The 18,542-nt window shown below is 62.7% G+C and carries 13 protein-coding genes; 9 read left to right on the top strand and 4 right to left on the bottom strand.

What is annotated here, in order from left to right:
• Positions 1–149: 149 nt before the first annotated feature.
• The gene (locus J2X24_RS19545; protein WP_209725225.1) at positions 150–1,652 is read right to left on the bottom strand and encodes a TolB family protein; all 1,503 of its coding nucleotides are present in this window, start codon (positions 1,650–1,652) and stop codon (positions 150–152) included.
• Positions 1,653–1,810: 158 nt separating this feature from the next.
• On the opposite strand from J2X24_RS19545, the gene J2X24_RS19540 reads away from it, so the two are divergent.
• The 5 genes from J2X24_RS19540 to J2X24_RS19520 all read left to right on the top strand — a co-directional run bounded on the left by J2X24_RS19540 (position 1,811) and on the right by J2X24_RS19520 (position 6,331).
• Positions 1,811–2,311, top strand: a complete 501-nt coding sequence (locus J2X24_RS19540) for a CAP domain-containing protein (protein ID WP_209725223.1) — start codon at positions 1,811–1,813, stop codon at positions 2,309–2,311.
• A gap of 88 nt (positions 2,312–2,399) precedes the next feature.
• Complete coding sequence (locus tag J2X24_RS19535) at positions 2,400–2,750, top strand: DUF2200 domain-containing protein (RefSeq protein ID WP_209725221.1); 351 nt, start codon at positions 2,400–2,402, stop codon at positions 2,748–2,750.
• 96 nt (positions 2,751–2,846) lie between these two features.
• Positions 2,847–4,082, top strand: coding sequence for a zinc-dependent alcohol dehydrogenase (locus J2X24_RS19530; protein WP_209725219.1), 1,236 nt, complete (start codon positions 2,847–2,849; stop codon positions 4,080–4,082).
• 102 nt (positions 4,083–4,184) lie between these two features.
• Complete coding sequence (locus J2X24_RS19525; protein WP_209725217.1) at positions 4,185–5,519, top strand: S41 family peptidase; 1,335 nt, start codon at positions 4,185–4,187, stop codon at positions 5,517–5,519.
• Positions 5,520–5,623: 104 nt separating this feature from the next.
• Complete coding sequence (locus J2X24_RS19520) at positions 5,624–6,331, top strand: hypothetical protein (protein ID WP_209725214.1); 708 nt, start codon at positions 5,624–5,626, stop codon at positions 6,329–6,331.
• Positions 6,332–6,346: 15 nt separating this feature from the next.
• On the opposite strand, the gene J2X24_RS19515 is transcribed toward J2X24_RS19520, so the two are convergent.
• On the bottom strand, positions 6,347–7,387 hold the full coding sequence (locus J2X24_RS19515; RefSeq protein WP_209725212.1) for a LacI family DNA-binding transcriptional regulator: 1,041 nt from the start codon (positions 7,385–7,387) through the stop codon (positions 6,347–6,349).
• Positions 7,388–7,612: 225 nt separating this feature from the next.
• Here J2X24_RS19515 and J2X24_RS19510 point away from each other — a divergent pair, with 225 nt between their 5' ends.
• Positions 7,613–8,749 carry an acyltransferase family protein gene (locus J2X24_RS19510; protein ID WP_209725210.1) on the top strand — a complete coding sequence of 379 codons (1,137 nt, stop codon included), beginning with the start codon at positions 7,613–7,615 and terminating at the stop codon, positions 8,747–8,749.
• Between the two features lie 3 nt (positions 8,750–8,752).
• On the opposite strand, the gene J2X24_RS22680 is transcribed toward J2X24_RS19510, so the two are convergent.
• Positions 8,753–11,278 (bottom strand): PAS domain S-box protein, encoded by a 2,526-nt coding sequence (locus J2X24_RS22680; protein ID WP_245344968.1) that lies wholly within the window; start codon positions 11,276–11,278, stop codon positions 8,753–8,755.
• Positions 11,279–11,929: 651 nt separating this feature from the next.
• On the opposite strand from J2X24_RS22680, the gene J2X24_RS19485 reads away from it, so the two are divergent.
• The 3 genes from J2X24_RS19485 to J2X24_RS19475 are packed head-to-tail and all read left to right on the top strand — an operon-like array spanning position 11,930 to position 14,907.
• Entirely contained in the window at positions 11,930–13,417 is a 1,488-nt protein-coding gene (locus J2X24_RS19485) for a hypothetical protein (RefSeq protein WP_209725208.1), read from the top strand.
• The gene (locus J2X24_RS19480) at positions 13,414–14,424 is read left to right on the top strand and encodes an endonuclease/exonuclease/phosphatase family protein (RefSeq protein WP_209725206.1); all 1,011 of its coding nucleotides are present in this window, start codon (positions 13,414–13,416) and stop codon (positions 14,422–14,424) included. Before J2X24_RS19485 ends, J2X24_RS19480 begins: the two co-directional genes overlap by 4 nt.
• A gap of 21 nt (positions 14,425–14,445) precedes the next feature.
• The gene (locus tag J2X24_RS19475) at positions 14,446–14,907 is read left to right on the top strand and encodes a hypothetical protein (protein WP_209725204.1); all 462 of its coding nucleotides are present in this window, start codon (positions 14,446–14,448) and stop codon (positions 14,905–14,907) included.
• A 264-nt stretch (positions 14,908–15,171) separates the two neighbouring features.
• Here J2X24_RS19475 and J2X24_RS19470 read toward each other — a convergent pair whose 3' ends face one another.
• Positions 15,172–18,435, bottom strand: a complete 3,264-nt coding sequence (locus tag J2X24_RS19470; protein WP_209725203.1) for a TonB-dependent receptor — start codon at positions 18,433–18,435, stop codon at positions 15,172–15,174.
• Positions 18,436–18,542 lie beyond the last annotated feature (107 nt).

Genomic DNA, 18,542 nt, shown 5'->3' with positions numbered 1-18,542 from the left:
GCGTGCCGCCGATGTCCGGGAAGGCTGCATACCTTCCCGGACACCATCGCTTCAGTACAACTCAGCGACCTTGTCCAGATACAAGGGGGACCGCCGAAGGCGGTGGAGGGGTATAACGCCGTCATCACAGCAAACGCCGGCGCGGGGCGTTAGTCCGCCACGGGGCGATAGCTGACAAACGCAATGCGCGTGCTGTCGGGCGACCAGGACGGCACATTGATCGTGCCCTGGCCGCCGAACAGCTTCGTCAGCACCACCGGCGCGCCGCCCTCGGCCGGGATCAGCTTCAGCGTCACATTCTTGTTGGCAGGGTGGTCGCCGACATCGACATCGGTGCCGAACGAAATATAGGCGATCCACTTGCCGTCGGGCGAGGGATGCGGGAACCAGTCGCGCGTATCGGCCTCATGCGTCATCTGCTCGGCGCCGGAGCCGTCGGCGCGCATCCGCCACAGCTTCATATTGCCGCTGCGCACAGAATTGAACCAGATATACTTGCCATCCGGCGTGTATTCCGAACCGTCATCCAGCCCCTTCGCCGTCGTCAGGCGCGTCTCCGCGCCGCCCTCGACGGGGATGGTATAGACGTCGTAATCGCCGTTGCGATTGGCGATATAGGCCAGGGTTTTGCCGTCAGGCGACCAGCCGTGCCAGTAGGACGGCGCTTTTGGCGTGATCAGGCGCGGGGCGCCGCCGGCGGCAGGCAGGATGTGGATGCGCGACTGGTTGTCGGCTTCGGTCTGGTCGCTGACGACGATCCACTTGCCGTCCGGCGAATAGCCGTGGTCGTTGTTCATCTTCTTCAGCGGCCCGGCGTCGAGCTTTACCGGCGCACCGCCCTTTACCGGCAGTGTGTAAAGGTGCCCGCCGGAATTGTAGAGAAGGGTGGTCCCGTCGCGCGACCAGTTCGGCGCTTCGATCAGGTCCTTGGTGTGCATGACGATGGTGCGATTCTTGTCACCGATCGTCAGGATTTCCAGCGTGCTTTCGGCCTTGGTCTGCGGCGTCGGCCAGCCCGCGACACCGGGCGCCAGCGGCTCCAGCTCGACATTGGAAAAGACGGCGGTTTCGGCGACGGCGTTGTTGTGCGACGTCACCGCCAGGCCGGCCAGGTAAGGCGCCTTCAGCGCCACGCGCACGCCACCGCCGACGTGGCGGACCTCGCCATTTGGGTCGGACAGCGACATCCAGGCATAGCCGTCGTGATATTCGAGCGCGACGCGCGTGGCGCCGGTCTGGTTGGCGACCACCTGCTGCGTCGGGCCACCCTTGGTTTCGCGGTATTGCAGCGACACCAGCCCGTCGCCGTGGACCATGATGTCGACATAGGGGCTGTCGGGCGCGAGATCCTGGCGCAGCATGACCCCGGCCTTGCGGTGCGGATCGACGCCCTTGCCTTCGAGCGCGATATCGGTGGCGATATAGGTGTCGTCCCGGACGGTATTGGCGGCGTAGTGGAAGGCGTCGACCGCACCCCAGATATTGGCGCCCGAGGCGGTCAGGCGGTATCGACCATTCTCAAAGGCCGCCTTGCCGGGGATGGCGGTGGCGCCGACGTCGATATGCTGTTCAAAGATGCCCACGGCTTCGGCCCAGGCCTGACCCGCCATGACGGCGCACGCGGCCACGGCCGCAAACAGGATTTGCTTCATGATGTTCTCCCAGATCGTGCCGCGATCATTACGCGCCGCGGCTTTTGTAATCGATTACGAAGGGGTAACAGAGTTCTCGCGTCGAGGGAAGTGTAAAGGCGGGTGCTCAGGTTTAAGCGCCCCGGAACCGCCACACTTGCGTGTGACATGTACGGCCAATGATCAGTAAAGCTTTGCGTACCGTTTCCGGGTTTTTGGCCGCCTCGTTTGTCCTGTCCGCGCCGGCCCATGCCGATATCGCCGGGGACGAAGCGCGCGTATTCGCGCTTATCAACGCTGAACGGAAAGCCAATGGCTGCGCGCCTTTAACGGTCAATGCCCGGCTGACCGAGGCAGCGCGCCGGCATAGCGATGCCATGGCCTACCAGGATTTCTTCGCCCACAACGGTCCTGACGGCTCAACGCCGGCAAAGCGGACGGCGGCCGCCGGGTACCGGTGGATGATGGTCGCTGAAAATATCGCTGCCGGTTACATGAAGCCCGAGATCGTCGTGCGCGGCTGGATGAACAGTCCCGGCCATCGCGCCAATATCCTCACCTGCGTCCTGACTGAAACCGGCATTGCCGTGACCTATCAGGCCGACGATAAACCGTTGCCCGGCAAGGAGCAGGCTTACAGGACCTATTGGGTGCAGGTATTTGGCAAGCCGATGCGCTAGAACATTTCTCGAGCGAAGAAAAAACATTAAGCGCCCGCCGCACCCTCCGCCATTTGCCTGTTCGCGGCGCCTGGCTTACCATGTCGCCATGACCAAGCACCGCATCTACACCATGAGTTTCGCCAGCGTCTATCCGCACTACATCACCAAGGCCGAAAAGAAGGGCCGCACGAAGGACGAGGTCGACGAGGTGATCCGCTGGCTGACCGGTTATAGCCAGGCCGAGTTGGAAGAGCTTATCGCGGCGAAGACCAATTTCGAGGACATGTTCGCACAGGCGCCCCGGCTGCACCCGGCGCGTGACCAGATCAAGGGCGTGATCTGCGGCGTCCGTATCGAGGAGATCGACGACCCCTTGATGCGCGAGTTGCGCTATATGGACAAGCTGGTCGATGAGCTGGCCAAGGGCCGGCCGATGGAAAAGATACTAAGGGGATAAGCGGATAATCGCCTCTTGGCGCAAGACATGATCGAAACCTTACGGCTGGACCGCCAGACTCCTATGGCGCGAACTTTCCCCCCGGAGGCCATGATCATGAAAGCAGTCGTGTTTCACGACGTCGGCGATATTCGCCTGCAAGACGTACCCGAGCCCACTCTTAAAGGCGACCGCGACGCCATCGTCCGCCTGACCGCCAGCGCCATCTGCGGCACCGACCTGCACTTCGTGCGCGGCACCTTCCCCGGCATGCAGCCCGGCACCATACTGGGCCACGAAGGCGTCGGTATCGTCGAAGAGGTCGGCTCCGAAGTCCAGGCGTTCAGGCCCGGCGACCGCGTCGTCGTCTGTTCGACCATCGCCTGCGGCGCCTGCGGCAACTGCCGTGACGGTTATTTCTCCCAGTGCGACAAGGCCAATCCCAACGGCCCGGAAGCCGGCACGGCCTTCTTCGGTGGCCCGAAGCTGACCGGGCCATTTGACGGCATGCAGGCCGAAAAGGTGCGCGTGCCGTTCGCCGATGTCACCATGGTGCGCCTGCCCGACAGCGTCAGCGATGACCAGGCCATACTTCTGTCCGACATCTTCCCGACCGGCTGGTTCGGCGCCGACATGGCCAATATCCGCCCGGGCGACACGGTCGCGGTCTTCGGCTGCGGTCCGGTGGGCCTTGCCGCGATCATGAGCGCGAAGATGATGGGGGCGGGACAGGTCATCGCCGTCGATCGCGTGCCCGACCGGCTGGAAAAGGCCGAGGCCATCGGCGCGCGCGTCATCAATTTCGACAAGGACGAGCCGCTGAAGACGATCAAGGACTGGACCGACGAAAAGGGCGTGGACAGCGTCATCGATGCCGTGGGCGTCGACGCCGAACACCCCGAACACGGACTGCACCACTGGGGCGCCATGCTGACCGGCAAGGAGGCCAAGCAGGAAAAGCTGGTCAAGCAGGTCGCGCCCAAACGCAATCCCGACGGCGAGCTGTGGCAGCCGGGCCAGGCGCCGTCGCAGGTCCTGGAATGGGCGGTCGCGGCGGTCAGGAAGGCCGGCACCATCTCGATCATCGGGGTCTATCCCCAGGCCATGGAAACCTTTCCCCTGGGCATGGCGATGAACAAGAATCTGCGGCTGAACATGGGCAACTGCAACCACCGCAAATACGTACCCGACCTGGTGGCAAAGGTCGCCAGCGGCGAGCTGGACCCGAGCCTGATCCTGTCCAGGCACGCCCACCTGGAAGGCGCCATCGACGCCTTCGAACACTTCGACCAGCGCGAAGAGGGTTGGACGAAGGTCGAACTGGTGCCGACCCCGGCCAGCGAACTGGTTTAAGGCGAGTGCGGCGGCCTGGAGAACCGGGGCCGCCACCGCTTCCTGCGCCCCCTTGCCAATGACGTCAATCTAATGGTCTATGGCGCAAACAGGGGGAACATCATGCCGGTTTTGAAACACCTCGCCTTCGCCTGCCTGCTGGCCGCCGGCGCCTTGGCGCCGCACATTGCTACGGCGGAAATCACCGCCCCGACCCCGGCCTTTGGCGCGGCGGCCAAACGCGAAGCGATTACGGCCGCCACGAAGATGCTCATCGACGACTATGTCTTCCCTGAGCTTGGCGCCAAGGCGGCGGAGATGCTGACGCGGAACCTTGACGCAGGCAAGTATGACGCCGCCGCCACACCCATCGCCTTTGCCGCGCAGGTAACGCAGGACCTGCGCGACCTGACCCACGACAAGCACCTGAACCTGTTCGCCGACGGCGCCTTCCCCGGTGAGACCCTGGCGCCGCTGCCGCCGTCGCTGTTCGGCTTTGCCCGCGCCGACCGGCTCAAGGGCAATATCGGCTATATCGAACTCAACGGCTTTATGTGGCACCCCCTGTTGCGGCTTGGGGCGACCCCGGCCATGACCGCCGCCGATAAGACCGATGCGCTGATCATCGACCTGCGCCGGAACGACGGGGGTGATCCGGCCGCCGTCGTCTACCTGATCGGCTTCTTTTTCGACGCAAACGCACCAGTTCAGGTCAGCGACATCCTGTGGCGCAAGTCCGGCACGACCGACTACGACCGCCAGGCCTTCAAGACTGAACCGACCCCGTCGAGCTATCTCGACAAGCCGGTCTATATCCTCATCGGTCCCGACAGCTTTTCCGCCGCCGAGCACTTCGCCTACGACATGCAGGCGCTGAAACGCGCCACGATCGTGGGGCAGGTCTCGAAAGGCGGCGCCAATCCCGGAGGGGCCCGGCCTATAGGGGCGGGACTGTGGCTGGCCATTCCAACCGGCCGCAGCGACAATCCGATCACCCATGGTAACTGGGAGGGCAAGGGCGTCCAGCCCGACATCGTCACCGCCAGGGACGAGAGCTTTGCCACCGCCTATGCGCTGGCGCTGAAAGCCACGGGCGGAAAGGGACCGTCCGCAACCACACCCGATGCGGTGACCGAGGCGCGCCTGCTGCCGCCGCAGCGCACGACGGCCGCTCCGGGCGCCGAAGCCGCCTTGCGGCGCTTCATCCCCGCCATGGCCGAGGGCCGCGTGCCCGACGATGTCGTAGGCGGCGCCATGGGATGGCTGGCCGGCCAGCAATTGGCCATGTACCAGGCGGACCTGAAGCGGTTAGGCGCGCTTGAGGGCGTGAGCTTCGTCAAGGTCAACGATATTGGCGAGGACGTCTATGAGGCCAGGTTCGAAAATGGCGCGCTGATATTCACCGTGGCGATGGAGCCCGGCGGCAGGATCGCCGCGTGCCAGTACCGGCCAAAATAGAGCGTAGACGGAGATCGCGGCAGGCCGTCCAGCCAAGGCATCGAAAATTTGCATGGACGCGTCTAGGTTCGGGCCGCTGACCGGGGCGGGCGCGGAGACCTGTCATGCCGAAGATCCTCGAAGAGTGGAAAGTCCTGCCCCATGGGCGTTTGAGTGAGGTCGATGACGGCCTGTGGACCGTGACCGGCGAACTGCACATGCCGCTGACGCCGCTGCAGAGGCGCATGACGGTGGTGCGCCTGAACACCGGCGATCTGGTCATCTATAGCGCCATCGCACTCGATGAACCCCAGATGGCCGCTCTTGAGGCGGCGGGCCGGCCGGCGTGGCTGATTGTGCCGGGCGACCTGCACCGCATGGACGCCAAGATCTGGAAGGCGCGTTATCCCGACCTCAGGGTCGTCGCGCCCTCTGGCGCGCAGAAGGCGGCCGAAGACGTCGTCCATGTCGACGCCACCGACCCGGATTTTGGCGACGAAGCGGTGCGCTTCGTCACGGTCAGCGGCATGGCCGGCCACGAAGCCGCCCTGATCGTCCGCAGAGCAGCCGGCACGACCCTGATCGTCAACGACATCATCGGCAATATGCCGCACGACTCCGGCTTCGTGCTGCGCCTGACGGGCTTTGCCGGCGACGAGCCTCATATTCCGGTACCGATAAAGATGAGCCTGAAGGAGAAGGAAACCCTGCGCGCCCAACTGGAGGCGTGGGCCGACCTGCCGGATCTGAAGCGGATCATCATGTCGCACGGCGAGCCGATTACGCGCGACGCCCCGGCTCAGTTGAGAGCGCTGGCCGACACGCTGGGGTAGGGGCCAGTCCAGGCATCACTCCGCACTGGCCGCGAAATCGCGCACGCGTTCCGAAGATTCGCGGATCACGAGGCGGGGTTTGACCATCTCATAGGGACGTTCGATCTTGCGGATGGCGTCGGCCAGGATCGTAACCGCCCGCGTGCCCATGATGTCGATCGTCTGGGCGATAGTGGTGAGCGGCGGCGACAGCAGACGGGCGAACGGTGCGTCATCGAAACCGACAATGTTCAAGGCCCCGGGCAACTGAAGACCGTGCATCCGGGCGGCATGGATCGCCCCGGCAGCCGACTCGTCATTGGCACAGATTACGGCGGTCGGCTTGAACCCCGTATCATGGATGCGGTTAAACGCCGCGAAGCCCGATGGAAAATCGAGCCCGCCTTCGGCCTCGACGACAGCGTCTTCACCCAATCCGGCCTCGGCAAAGGCCTTGCGCGCGCCGACAAAGCGTTCCTGCGCCGACAGGTGGTCCGGCAGTCCGAGCGTAAATCCGAAGCGGCGGTGGCCAAGCCCGAGCAGGTGGCGCGCCATCATGTGGCCGGCGGCTTCGTCGTCCATGCCGACGCCTGCCGCCAGGGCGCGCGTTTCCGCCCCGGCGGCGATGATGACGAAGGGCATGCGGCTGGCGCGAACGGCGGCGATGATCTCCGGATCGTCGGAAAACGGCGCGGCCAGGACGACACCTTCGCACGTCCCGCGTTCGATCGGCTGGAGGATCTTCGCCATCCGGCGCGGCGAATCCGGAAAGACCATCAGTGTGTCGAGCTGAAAGCCATTGCGGCCGCAGCCTTTGAGCAGTCCGGCTTCGAGCAGGTGAAAATACCAGGTCAGGGGGCCGGCGATCGGATGGATGAGCAGGAGGGTGCTGGTGCGCTTGCCGGCCAGGAGCCGCGCCTGGGTGTTCGGCCGGAAGCGCAGCGCCTTGGCCGCGCCAAGCACGCGTTCGCGGTTTTCGGCCGAGACGCGCGGATTGTCGTTGAGCACGCGCGACACGGTGGCGGGGCTGACCCCGGCCAGCAGGGCGACGTCACGGATGGTCTTTTTGGCAGGCATGGTCTGATTTCGTGTGATGAATTGGCAACGGGGCGCGAATGCGGTTTGCGATATCCATTTGAAATGCCGTCATAATTTCTGTACGTCATCACCCGGTTCAATACCGCATTTCGTGAAAGCGGTTTCACGACTTTGCCCGAATTTGACAGCGCGGTCAAACTGCCGCGATGATCGCCAACCGCGCACGCACCGTGCGCCGACACATAAAGCACCGGGCGGAAAACCATGTCCCTATCGACCACGACCGCGGCTCCCGCGAAGAGCCACTTCATCATCCTCGACGGGCTGCGCGGCGTCGCCTCGCTGATGGTCGTCGTCTTCCATCTGTTTGAAGCCTATGCGGGCGGCAGCCCCCAGAACCAGATCATCAATCACGGCTACCTGGCGGTCGACTTCTTCTTCCTGCTGTCAGGGTTCGTGGTCGCCTATGCCTATGACGACCGCTGGGCGGCCGGCATGACGCAGTGGGAGTTCTACAAGCGCCGCCTGGTCCGGCTCCAGCCGATGATCATCGTGGGCAGCCTGATTGGCGCGGCCCTGTTCGCCTTCCAGCACTATTCGATCTTCCCCAAGGTCGAGAACGCGACCCTGTGGCAGATCATCATCGTCACCCTGATCGGCATGACCATGATCCCGCTGCCGCCGTCGGCCGACATCCGCGGCTGGAACGAGACCTATCCGGTCAACGGCCCGGCGTGGTCGCTCTTTTATGAGTACGTCGCCAACATCCTCTATGCCGTGGGCGTGCGCAAACTGCCGAAATGGGCGCTGGGCATCCTGGTGGTCATCGCCGGCGCGGCGCTGGTCCACCTGGCTGTCTTCGGCAAGCGCGGCGACCTGATCGGCGGCTGGGCGCTGGACGCCGACGGCATCACCATCGGCCTGACGCGCGTGATGTTCCCCTTCTTCGCGGGCGTGCTCCTGATGCGGCTGGGGATGCGGATCAAGGTGCCGAGCGGCTTCCTGGTGTGCAGCCTGCTCCTGCTGGTGGCCCTGTGCCTGCCGCGCTTCGGCGGCACGGAGAAGCTGTGGATGAATGGCATCTACGAAGCCGCCTGTGTCATCCTGCTGTTCCCGCTGATCGTCGCCATCGGCGCCGGCGAAAAGGAGGCCAGCGGCGTGTCGGTCAAGGTCGCCAAGGTCTTCGGCGATCTGTCCTACCCGCTCTATATCACCCACTACCCGCTGATCTACATCTATACCGGCTGGGTGGTCGACAGGAAGATTCCGCCGGAACAGGGGGCGCTGGTCGGCGCAGGCGTGTTCGTGGCGACGGTGGCGATCGCCTGGCTGTCCCTCAAGCTCTGGGACGAACCCGCCCGGCGCTGGCTGGCCGGCAAGCTGCTCAAGCGGGCGGGGTAGGCTTCAGGCATTCCGGGCGCCGGCCGCGTCCAGCACTTCGCGCACGCGCGTCGCCAGTTCCTCGATCGTGAACGGCTTGCCGATCAGTTCGACGCCCGGATCGAGCGTGCCGTTGTGCACCACGGCGTTGCGCGTATAGCCGGTGGTGTAGATCACCGGCAGGTCCGGCCGCTTTTCCTTTACCAGGTCGGCCAGGTTGCGGCCGTTCATTTCCGGCATGACGATGTCGGTGAACAAAAGTTCGATGTCCGGCCGTTCGATGATCAGCGCCAGGGCGGCTTGCGCGCTCGAGGCTTCCAGCACGCGGTAGCCGAGGTCGGTCAGGGCCTCGACGGAAAACTGCCGCACCAGGTCCTCGTCGTCGACCACCAGGATCAGTTCGCGGCGGTCGGCGGTCGGCAGGCTTTCCTCGTGCCGGGCATCACTGTCGTCCTCGGCCGCGCCGATGTGACGGGGCAGGTAGATCTTGATCGTCGTGCCTTCGCCGACCTCGGAATAGATCTTGATATGGCCGCCCGACTGCTTGACGAAGCCATAGACCTGGCTGAGGCCCAGTCCCGTGCCCTTGCCGACCTCCTTGGTGGTGAAGAAGGGATCGAAGGCCTTGCGCATCACGTCGTCGGGCATGCCGGTGCCGGTATCGGTCACGGCGATCAGCACATACTGACCCGGCAGGATGCCGAGCTCGCTGGCGGCATAGCGCTGGTCGAGATGCGCGTTCTGGGTTTCAATGGTCAGTCGCCCGCCGCCCGGCATGGCGTCGCGCGCATTGACCGCCAGGTTGAGCAGGACGTTTTCCAGCTGGTTCTGGTCGGCATGGATGCGCCACACGCCGCCCGCCAGCACGGTTTCAAGCTGGACGTGCGCCCCCAGCGAATGGCGGAACAGGTCGGACATGCCCGCCACCAGCTTGTTGGGATCGACCACCTCGGGCTTGAGCGGTTGCTGGCGCGAAAAGGCCAGCAGGCGCTGGGTGAGGGTGCCGGCGCGCTTGGAGGCTTCCAGGGCCGAGGCGATCAGCCGCTTGGACCGGACCTCGTCCGGGCCGGTGCGGCGGTCGAGCAGTTCGAGCGATCCCGACACCACCGCCAGCATGTTGTTGAAATCGTGCGCCACGCCGCCGGTCAGCTGGCCGACGGCCTCCATCTTCTGCGCCTGGCGCAGCTTGTCCTCGGCGTCCTTGAGGCGCTGCTGGTCCAGGATGCGCTCGGTGACGTCAAAGACGAATTCGTAGGCGCCGATGATCGCGCCGTTGTCGTCGCGCAGCGGATTGAACTTCAGTTCATAATGGCGCTGGTCGATGCCGGGATTGCCGAAGGTGTCCGTGACCGTGAAGGCTTCGCCGGACAGGGCGCGCGTCCACAACGCCTGGATGGCCGCCTGCTGCTCGGGCAGGTGGGCGATGATGTCGATGACATTGTCGCCGGCCTTTGGACGCACGCCGAAGACGCGGGCCACCTCGGCGGCGCTGGCGGGGTTGATGGCGATCAGGTTCAGGCGGGTGTCCACCACCTGGATGAAGGCGTCGGTGGTCTCGACGATGTCGGCCAGGATGCGCCGTTCCGCCAGCGCGGCTTCCACACGCCGTTCCAGCTGTTCGTTCAACTCGCGCAACTCGGCTTCGCGGTCCTTCAGTTCAGCGGCCACCCTGGCGCGTTCGGTCGCGGTGCGGGTGCGTTCGGCCACTTCGCGCACGAAATCCAGCTCGACCTCCGGCCATTCGCGCGCCGTGGCGTGGTTGAGATAGAGCAGGGCGACGAAGCGGCCATACTCGGTCACGGGCATGTTGACCACCGACTGGGCGCTGATGGCCTTGAGCGCATCGGCCGTAGGTGCGGTGCGCGGATCGGTTTCGGCGTCGGCGAACACCACGGTTTCCCCGCGCTTCAGGTCTTCGATATAGGAGCCGTAGTCGCGGAAGTGCAGCACGCCGGCCAGGCTCCGGATGCCGGGCGCGTTCCAGTCGCGTTCGATCGTGATGGTTTCGGCTTCGGTGTCGATGACGCCATAGCCCACCCGGCTGACGTGCAGGGTTTCGCCCAGGATGCGGGCGGCGACGAAGGCGATTGCATTCGGATCCTGCAGGTCGCGGATTTCGTCACTGAGCCGGATGAGCGCGGCCCGGCGCGCCTCCGCCCGCTGCTGCTCCGTGATGTCGCGGGCGATCTTCGACGCGCCGATGATCCTGCCGGAGGCGTCTCGGACCGGCGATACGGTGATCGACACATTGATGCGCTGGCCCGACTTGCACAGCCGCTCGGTTGTGAAGTGATCGACGCGCTCGCCCGCGCGGATCTTGCCGATGATGGTGTCTTCCTCGGACTGCAGTTCTGGCGGAATGAGGGTGTGAATGGGCTTGCCGATGATTTCGTCAGGCGCATAGCCGAAGATGCGCTGAGCGCCCTGATTCCACGAGGTGATGATGCTGTTGAGGTCCTTGCTGACGATGGCGTCATCGGACGATTCAACGATGGCGGCCAGCCGCGCCTGAACGATCATGGCGGCTTCGGGATCTCGCGGGTCGTTCAACGGAGAATGCTCATGAAAAACTGCGCCGTTCAGGTGGGCAAGCTCAAGCGCCTAAAGTGAAAAAAATAAGAAAGCAGTAAGAAAGCGCGGAGGGAAGGGGCGTCTCACGGCAGGCCGGGGATGCACGCCTGAGCGCGGCGATGCGGTTGCGGGCCACCGGGGGCCATGCCTGGCGTGGCGGACCGAAGCGCGCGGCATCGGCCTGCGCGCCATCGACGCAAGGGTAGGCACATGGGCCGACTGGACGCTGTGCAGCGGGCGCTTGGTCACATGGAGCCGTCGGGAGTGGAGCGTATCACCGGGGGGGCAGGGGAAATTTTTGTCAGCGGATGTCTTTGAAGGCCGGCCGATCGTGATGCGGGACACCTTCATCGACATCGACGCCGGCACTGCCCAGTAGGAACAGGCCTTTTCGGCCGACGGCGGCAAGACGTGGAAAACCAACTGGGTGGTGCGCCGCCTGCGTGGGGAGGCTGATTTATTTGTAGGAATACGCCACGCAATTCTCTGGCTCCCACCGTCTGCGATAGTCCTTTAGGGTTAAGAGATGTAAAAATACAACTACGTGGTGAAAATTATTAACTGATGCAACTTTTGACGTGTCCTGTGCAAACGATGTCCTAGTATAACGTTGATATATGGGGCGTTGGCATGTTTCAAAATTTATTGCGGGCCGTTGCCAGCAGTTGGCGTGGGCTAAACTGTTTAGTTGAAGGCCGGGTGAGGGCGTTTGTTGGCGAGCGCGACAACCTGGCGCTTTGGATGATCGTCTTGGGTTTCGCCATGTGCGTTTTCGCCGTGACGATCAAAATCGATTTCGTCGTGTTCGAAGGCCGTCTTTTTACAGGCTTTGATGCAGCACCGGGTACAATAGTTAGGAAAGAGGTCGGCTTTCTCTGGTCAGGCAACTGGTCCGTTTTTTGTACCGTCATCACTCCGTGCATTGTGTGGTTCGGGCTGAACACGCTCGACGCTACGGATGCGACCCTGGAAAAGCTGTGTGACGCCAAAATGCTTCGAAACGGGGAATTCGAGCCGATCCCGTACGCCACTATCCAACGCGCCTGGGACGCTCACCTGAAGCGACTAAAGCCCCTGTTCACCTTGGTCTTTTTGCTCGTGGTCTACTACATCATGAGCGATTGGTGGACGGTCGTGGGCGAGCCGATCCTGTACCCGAACACAGTGAAAGCGCCGATATCGGACCCCGTCATGGAATACGACTGGTCGGTTGCGTACCTGTTCGCCAACTCGAAGGTTGCCCAAATCCCCTTGTTGATCTTCGGGTTTGTCGCATACGCGATCTATGCCGCGCTCGTTCCCGCGCTGGTGATCTCGGTGACGTTTTGCGCCATGTCGTTCATGTGGTTTCTTACGACCGTCCAAATAGACGGCGAAAATATCCAGTTCGTGGTGGCTCCCGACCAGCCCGACCATTTCGGGTTCAAGAACTTCTCCGAATTTTTTCATAACTACCTGCTCATGAACCTGGCGATCCTGATTGGTCTCTGGCTGATGACGGTACAAAACGTCTATCTCCGCGATACGACATCAAATGGCATCTGGAGCTTCATCATCGGCGAAGTGAAAGAGGTCGAGGGCTTCCTGGACCAGATCGAGAAGGGAACATGGCCAGTGCTGGAGATTACGGGATGGATCCTGAAGCCGTTCGAGGCCGTTATGAACCATCAGGTCGCCTTCGGCGTCTTGCTGTTCGCCATCGTACTCATAGGGTCATTCGTCGGATGCTGGATCGTCCTTCATGTCAAGGCTGTGGACGCCCAGCAATGTTCGTTGCGGCACAGTGAAAGATTGGCTGCGCAAGCGGGCCTTTCAAAAGAAATATTGGAGCATAGGCTGGAGAAGGAGATGCAAATCTGGCCCGTTGGCTGGATCGGATCAAAACAATTGTTCATACTAATGATCCTGATCGGGGGCGCGATGATAACCTACCGAACGATAGCAGTGCCAGTCCTGCTGGGCGCGTGGCTCGGATTCGTGGGTTGGGTGAAACACTTTCTTCTTAACGGCGGGAGGCTGCCGCGTTTCTGGTTCCTCAGGCGGCGTACGAGGGGCGGACCGACAGGTGGCAACGCGGGACCTGGTCCAGCCGGCGGCGAAGCGGGGCCCGAGCAATGACCGGACTGTCCTCAAACCGGCTGGTTCGCCTGGCCTTGGTCGTACTGTCTCTTGCCGCCCCGGCAGCACATGCGGACGAAAGGGGTACGTCACCGAGTACCCTTACGGTGGTGACCTGGAACCTTGGATATGGCGGCCTCGGAGCTGAATCCGATTTCTTTGCTGATGGCGGAAAACGTTATCTGCCGCCCTCCCGCAAGGCGGTTGTGAAAAATCGTGACGCGATAGCGGCCTGGCTGGCCGCTCAGGACGCCGATGTCATCCTGACACAGGAGACGGCCGAGGCATCCATCATCAACTATTGGGTCAATATCAAGCGCGCCGTAGACAAAGCGCTGGCCAAGTATGCCAATATCTATCATGCGGATTTTCGTACGCGCTTTCTGCCGTATCCTTTGAAGATCAGCAACGGCCATAGCACCTACCTGCGCAAACCGCCGCTCCGGACCGCGGTTTGGCCTTTACCCAGCGACGGGGACGCCTATTCCGGCGGACCTGTCCGGAAAAAATATGCCGCGCTTGGGACCTACTATCAGGGAACGAATGGTTGCTGGCTTTTCATCAATACCCACCTTGCGGCGTTTGATCCCGGAGGGGCCTTGCGGCGCCGGCAACTCGGCGAACTGATGAAAATCGCTGCGCGTGCTCGCCAGGACGGGTGGCATGTCGTCATCGGCGCAGACTGGAACCAGCGCCTGACCGCGACGAACTTTTCTCATACCAGCGATCCGTCCGCCTTGTTCTGGATTCACGATCTTCCCGCCGGAAGTTTTGCTGAAGGCTGGAAACTGACCTTCGATCCAGCGGTGCCGACCGTCAGGACCAATGAACGCGCCTACAAGCGTGGTCAGAACTACACGACCATCATTGACGGCTTTCTGGTTTCTCCGGAAGTCGAAGTCATCGCGGTCAAGACCCATGACCTCGATTTTCAATACTCCGATCACCAGCCCGTATCGCTGACGGTTTCGGCCGGCAAGCCCGAAACAACACGTTGTCCGACCTGATCATCAACCAACGGAGGCCATATGCGTTCGCTTTATCTCACATTGTCACTGGTCAGCTGGGGACTGGCCTTCGGCGCGCAGGCCGAGGATGCCCGTATCCAATCGGCCTGTCCCAGTATGGCGGTGCCATTGGCCTTCGATGACAAGACGCATGGCTTGTGGTACGACAGGTTCTGGACGGGAGACTGCGCCAGGGGGCTTGCGTGGTGTCACAAAGGCACTCCAAACTGGCTTGGAGTCATGAATGATCTGCAGCGTGAAGCGCCTGCAGGTCAGCGAGCGAGTTTAAAGAAAAGGCTTTGCGGCCTCGGTCAAAAAGTCGGATTGGAGTGGGCGCGCGACAATTCCATTCGTACAATCGACACAGCCGCGCTGGGACGGTTCTATAAAATTCTTCAGGATGGGTCCAAGGATCCTCTGGTACGCACAACTCAGGTTGAAACCCAAGCTGCCGCGATGCTGACGAATAGCCGCAAGCCGTAGCCTGGTCGGCGACCTTGCCTCCCGCCCTCAACAAGAAAGGCCGCGGTTGAAGCCGCGGCCTTTCCCGTGACCGGTCATGTCTTCAAGACTCTATCTTGTCGCATTTCCGACGGCGAACCGGCAGCCACTTCGCCGGGAAATGCTTTGGCTTCGATCGGTATGATTTTAAGTGGAAACATCATACCGATCTAAGTTTTTGTTTTGTCGCGATATTTAAGGCGAAAACCCCAAAAAACGCATCTTGGCACTTTTCGCCATATCGCTCTAGAACTTGTAGCGCAGGCCGAACTGGTAGCGCGTGTCCAGTTCCTGGGCGAAGTACAGGTTGCTTGTGTCACGGCCGTGCTGGCGCAGGTGGGCCTTGTTGAGGTTGAGGCCCTCGAAGGTCGCCTGGAGGTGATCCGTGATCTGGTAGTTCAGCGAGGCGTCGATCGTGCCGAACGCTTCGGTATAGCCCGGATCGGTCTGGGCGCCGATGTTGGTGGCGTTGATGAACTCGTCGCGCCAGTTGTAGGAGACGCGACCGGACCAGGCGCCCTTATCGTAGATGGCCGTGATGTTATAGGTGTTCGACAGGCCCAGCAGCGGGAATTGCTGCGTGCCCGGAGGCGCGGAATTGTCGAAACCGATGTCGCCGTTGACCGTCGTCAGGCTGCCCGACAGGCCAAAGCCCGTGTCGCCGAAGAAGTGCTGGAAGGCCGCTTCGAAGCCGTGCAGGTTGGCCGTCTTGTTGTTGACCGGGATGTTGGTCTCGAACACGAACAGCGGATCGTTCGCGTCGGCCACCAGGTCATAGGCCTTCAGCACCTGGTCGACATAGGTCTGGTTCAGGTTGCCGGAGCCGTCCAGGTTGGCGACGTAATCGTTGCGTGCCTGGGTCTGAGCGACCGTGGGCGTGCTGCCGGTCTTGAGATAGTGGTCGTAGAGCGCCGTCATCGTGAACAGGTTCACGTCGGTGGTCGACTGGTTGATGCCTGCCAGCAGGTCCTTGGCGATGCCCGATCTGGAGCCGGCGGCGCCTGACGACGGGTCACGTAAGCCGAACGGGTTCGCCTGGATGCGGCCGGTGCCGACGAAGTTGTTCACATCCTTGTTGTAGAAGCCAAGCGAGACGTAACTGTCGCGGCCGTAGTACCATTCGGCCGAGAAGTCGACGTTCGACGATTCCAGCGGCAGCAGGGCCGGGTTGCCGCGGGTCGCGGTCGGGTTGGTGCCGTTGGCGGTCGGACGGGGCGGCGTGCCCGGAGCCGTGGTCGCATAGAGGTTCGAATAGGCCGGACGCGCTATGGTCTTCGAGAAGGACGCGCGGACGATCACGTCATCCATGGCTTCCCACGAGATGTCGAGGTTGGGCAGCCAGTGATCATAATCGGACTTGTATTCCTGGGCGACCGTGGCGGAACTGCTGTCGACCGTGAAGTCGTTGTCGGCCGTCCAGCGGATGGCGATCGGGGTGCTTTGCAGCGCGGACGCGGTGACATCGGTTTTTTCATACCGGACGCCGGCAACGACCGTGGCGCGGCGGCCGAGGAAGTCGCCCTTCATGGTGAACTGGCCGTAGGCCGCCATGATCTGCTCTTCGACCGCGTTGGACGTCATGGCCGCCGTCGGAATCGTCGCCTTGTAGAGCGATGACGCCGCCATGGCCTCATATATGTCGAGCGCATTGCCGCGGAAGGCGATGTCCGACTGGCCCGGATTGAAGTCCTCGAACAGTTCGCCGAGATTATAGGTCTCGACCAGGCCCGGCGCGTACTGGGCGATGTCGCCCGGATTGCCGATGCCCCAGTCACCCAGGGCCTGATAGGTCTGGCCGCTGGTCGTCTGCATGCGCGACTTGATGAAGTCCAGCCCGGCGTCGAAGCGGCTGTCGCCGTCGAAGTCGTAAGAGAAATCGATCTTGGCTTCGTCGACCTTGTGCTCCTGGCTGTTCACGGCCATGCGCGCGACCTGGCTGCCCAGGTCACCCACGTCCAGCTTGCCGTTGTTGTTGCCACGATAGCCGGCGATCACGCGATTGGCGGCCGAGAAGCCTGGCAGGTAGTTGCCGTTGGCGTCGACGATGACCGTGCCGGCGGAGTTGACCAACTGGCCGGCGGAATTGGTCCTGTAGACCGGATTGCCGTCCCAGACGGTATATTTCTGCACCGGAATGTCACCCGTGAAGTCGACCGAGTGGTCCTTCACGACGGGTGCGCCGATCGACATCATGACGGACGACGTGCCGTTCGGATTGTCCGGCGTCGCCTTGCCTTCGGAGCTGTGGACGTCGAAGGTCAGCGACATCTTGTCATTGATGTCCCACTTCGCATTAAAGCCGATTGACTGCAGGGTGTTCTTCTGGCCCAGCAACTGCTGTTCGAAGCCGATGTCCTTGGTGCCGTTCAGGTTTTCCTGCAGGTAGAGGGCGTTGTAGATGCCCGACTCACCTTGCTCGAACTTGACCTGGTCGAAGGGGCGGTTGAACCAGTTGGTCTGTTCGGCGCGCTGTTCCGAGCCCTTGTTTTCAACATAGAGGGCGTCGGCGGTGAACAGCCAGTTTTCGGCCGGGCGGAACTGGACCGTGGCGCCGATATTGGTGCGCTGGTTGTGCGTCTGCGACAGGGCGTAGCGGCTGTCGTTCGGATAGGCGACCAGCGAACCGGCCGGCGGCGGGTTGGTGATCTGGGTCAGCAGGGTCGTCTTGTCCGCGGCGTAACGCAGGCGGCCGCTGTTCGGATCGTAGAACTGGGCGCGGGTGTCGAGGTTCCAGCTGTTCTGGGTCGCCTGGCGAGTCGCCACGTCCCGTTCCGAATATTGCGCGAACAGCGCGACGCCGAAGGTCTTGGCGTCGTCGGCCCAGCTGAAGACGCCCGTGGCTTCCGGGGTCCAGTCCTTGCCGTCGACCATGCCGTCGCCGTGCAGCGCCTTGACGCTGACCGAGCCGGTCGCGCCGGCCTTGCTGATCGGGCGCAGGGTCTTGATGTTCAGCGTCGCGCCGATGCCGCCGGAGGCCACGCCCGCCTTGCCGGTCTTGTAGACTTCGAAGCCCGATATGCTGTCCGAGGCGATGTTCGAGAAGTCGAAGCTGCGCGATCCGCCCATGGCGAAGGTATTGCCGCCGCCGATCAGATCGATGGAGGCGGTCGGCATGACGCGGCCGTTGAGCGTCACGAGGTTGAAGCCGGGGCCGAAGCCGCGCACCGTGACCTTGGAGCCCGCGCCGTTGACGCGGTCGATCGAAACGCCGGGAATGCGCTGGACCGACTCGGCCAGGTTGGTGTCCGGATACTTGCCGATGTCTTCAGCCGTGATGGCGTCAACGACGCCGGTGGCGTTCTTCTTGATGTTCATCGAACGCTGCAGCGAGCCGCGAACGCCGGTGACGACGACGACGTCCGCTTCCGCCGGAGCGGCGGGGGCAGGGGCGTCCTGGGCCATGGCGGTGCCGGCCGCGGCGAGGAGCGCGAGCGTGGACGCACCGCCAAGAATGGCTTTGCGCAGCGCGAGGCTGTGCGTGTTTTTTACGTGTGTAGTCACTGTTTTCATCCCAAATCTATGTTGTTGCCACTTGCTTTTTCTGCCGGCGGATACAGGGGTCGCAGGCTTGCAACCTTTTTCATTGGGCGGTTTTTCTCAGGACCCGCCTTGCTTCC

The organism is Asticcacaulis solisilvae, assembly GCF_017875235.1.
Taxonomy (GTDB): Bacteria; Pseudomonadota; Alphaproteobacteria; order Caulobacterales; family Caulobacteraceae; genus Asticcacaulis; species Asticcacaulis solisilvae_A.
This window is presented reverse-complemented; position numbering and strand designations above follow the sequence as displayed.

Excerpts from the sequence above, each read along its gene's own strand:
- J2X24_RS19510 (WP_209725210.1), top strand. The coding sequence starts at position 7,613 with ATGTCCCTATCGACCACGACCGCGGCTCCCGCGAAGAGCCACTTCATC.
- J2X24_RS19475 (WP_209725204.1), top strand. The coding sequence starts at position 14,446 with ATGCGTTCGCTTTATCTCACATTGTCACTGGTCAGCTGGGGACTGGCC.
- J2X24_RS19545 (WP_209725225.1), bottom strand. The coding sequence starts at position 1,652 with ATGAAGCAAATCCTGTTTGCGGCCGTGGCCGCGTGCGCCGTCATGGCG.
- J2X24_RS19535 (WP_209725221.1), top strand. The coding sequence starts at position 2,400 with ATGACCAAGCACCGCATCTACACCATGAGTTTCGCCAGCGTCTATCCG.
- J2X24_RS19515 (WP_209725212.1), bottom strand. The coding sequence starts at position 7,387 with ATGCCTGCCAAAAAGACCATCCGTGACGTCGCCCTGCTGGCCGGGGTC.
- J2X24_RS19540 (WP_209725223.1), top strand. The coding sequence starts at position 1,811 with ATGATCAGTAAAGCTTTGCGTACCGTTTCCGGGTTTTTGGCCGCCTCG.
- J2X24_RS19480 (WP_209725206.1), top strand. The coding sequence starts at position 13,414 with ATGACCGGACTGTCCTCAAACCGGCTGGTTCGCCTGGCCTTGGTCGTA.
- J2X24_RS19520 (WP_209725214.1), top strand. The coding sequence starts at position 5,624 with ATGCCGAAGATCCTCGAAGAGTGGAAAGTCCTGCCCCATGGGCGTTTG.
- J2X24_RS19525 (WP_209725217.1), top strand. The coding sequence starts at position 4,185 with ATGCCGGTTTTGAAACACCTCGCCTTCGCCTGCCTGCTGGCCGCCGGC.
- J2X24_RS19530 (WP_209725219.1), top strand. The coding sequence starts at position 2,847 with ATGAAAGCAGTCGTGTTTCACGACGTCGGCGATATTCGCCTGCAAGAC.
- J2X24_RS19470 (WP_209725203.1), bottom strand. The coding sequence starts at position 18,435 with ATGAAAACAGTGACTACACACGTAAAAAACACGCACAGCCTCGCGCTG.
- J2X24_RS19485 (WP_209725208.1), top strand. The coding sequence starts at position 11,930 with ATGTTTCAAAATTTATTGCGGGCCGTTGCCAGCAGTTGGCGTGGGCTA.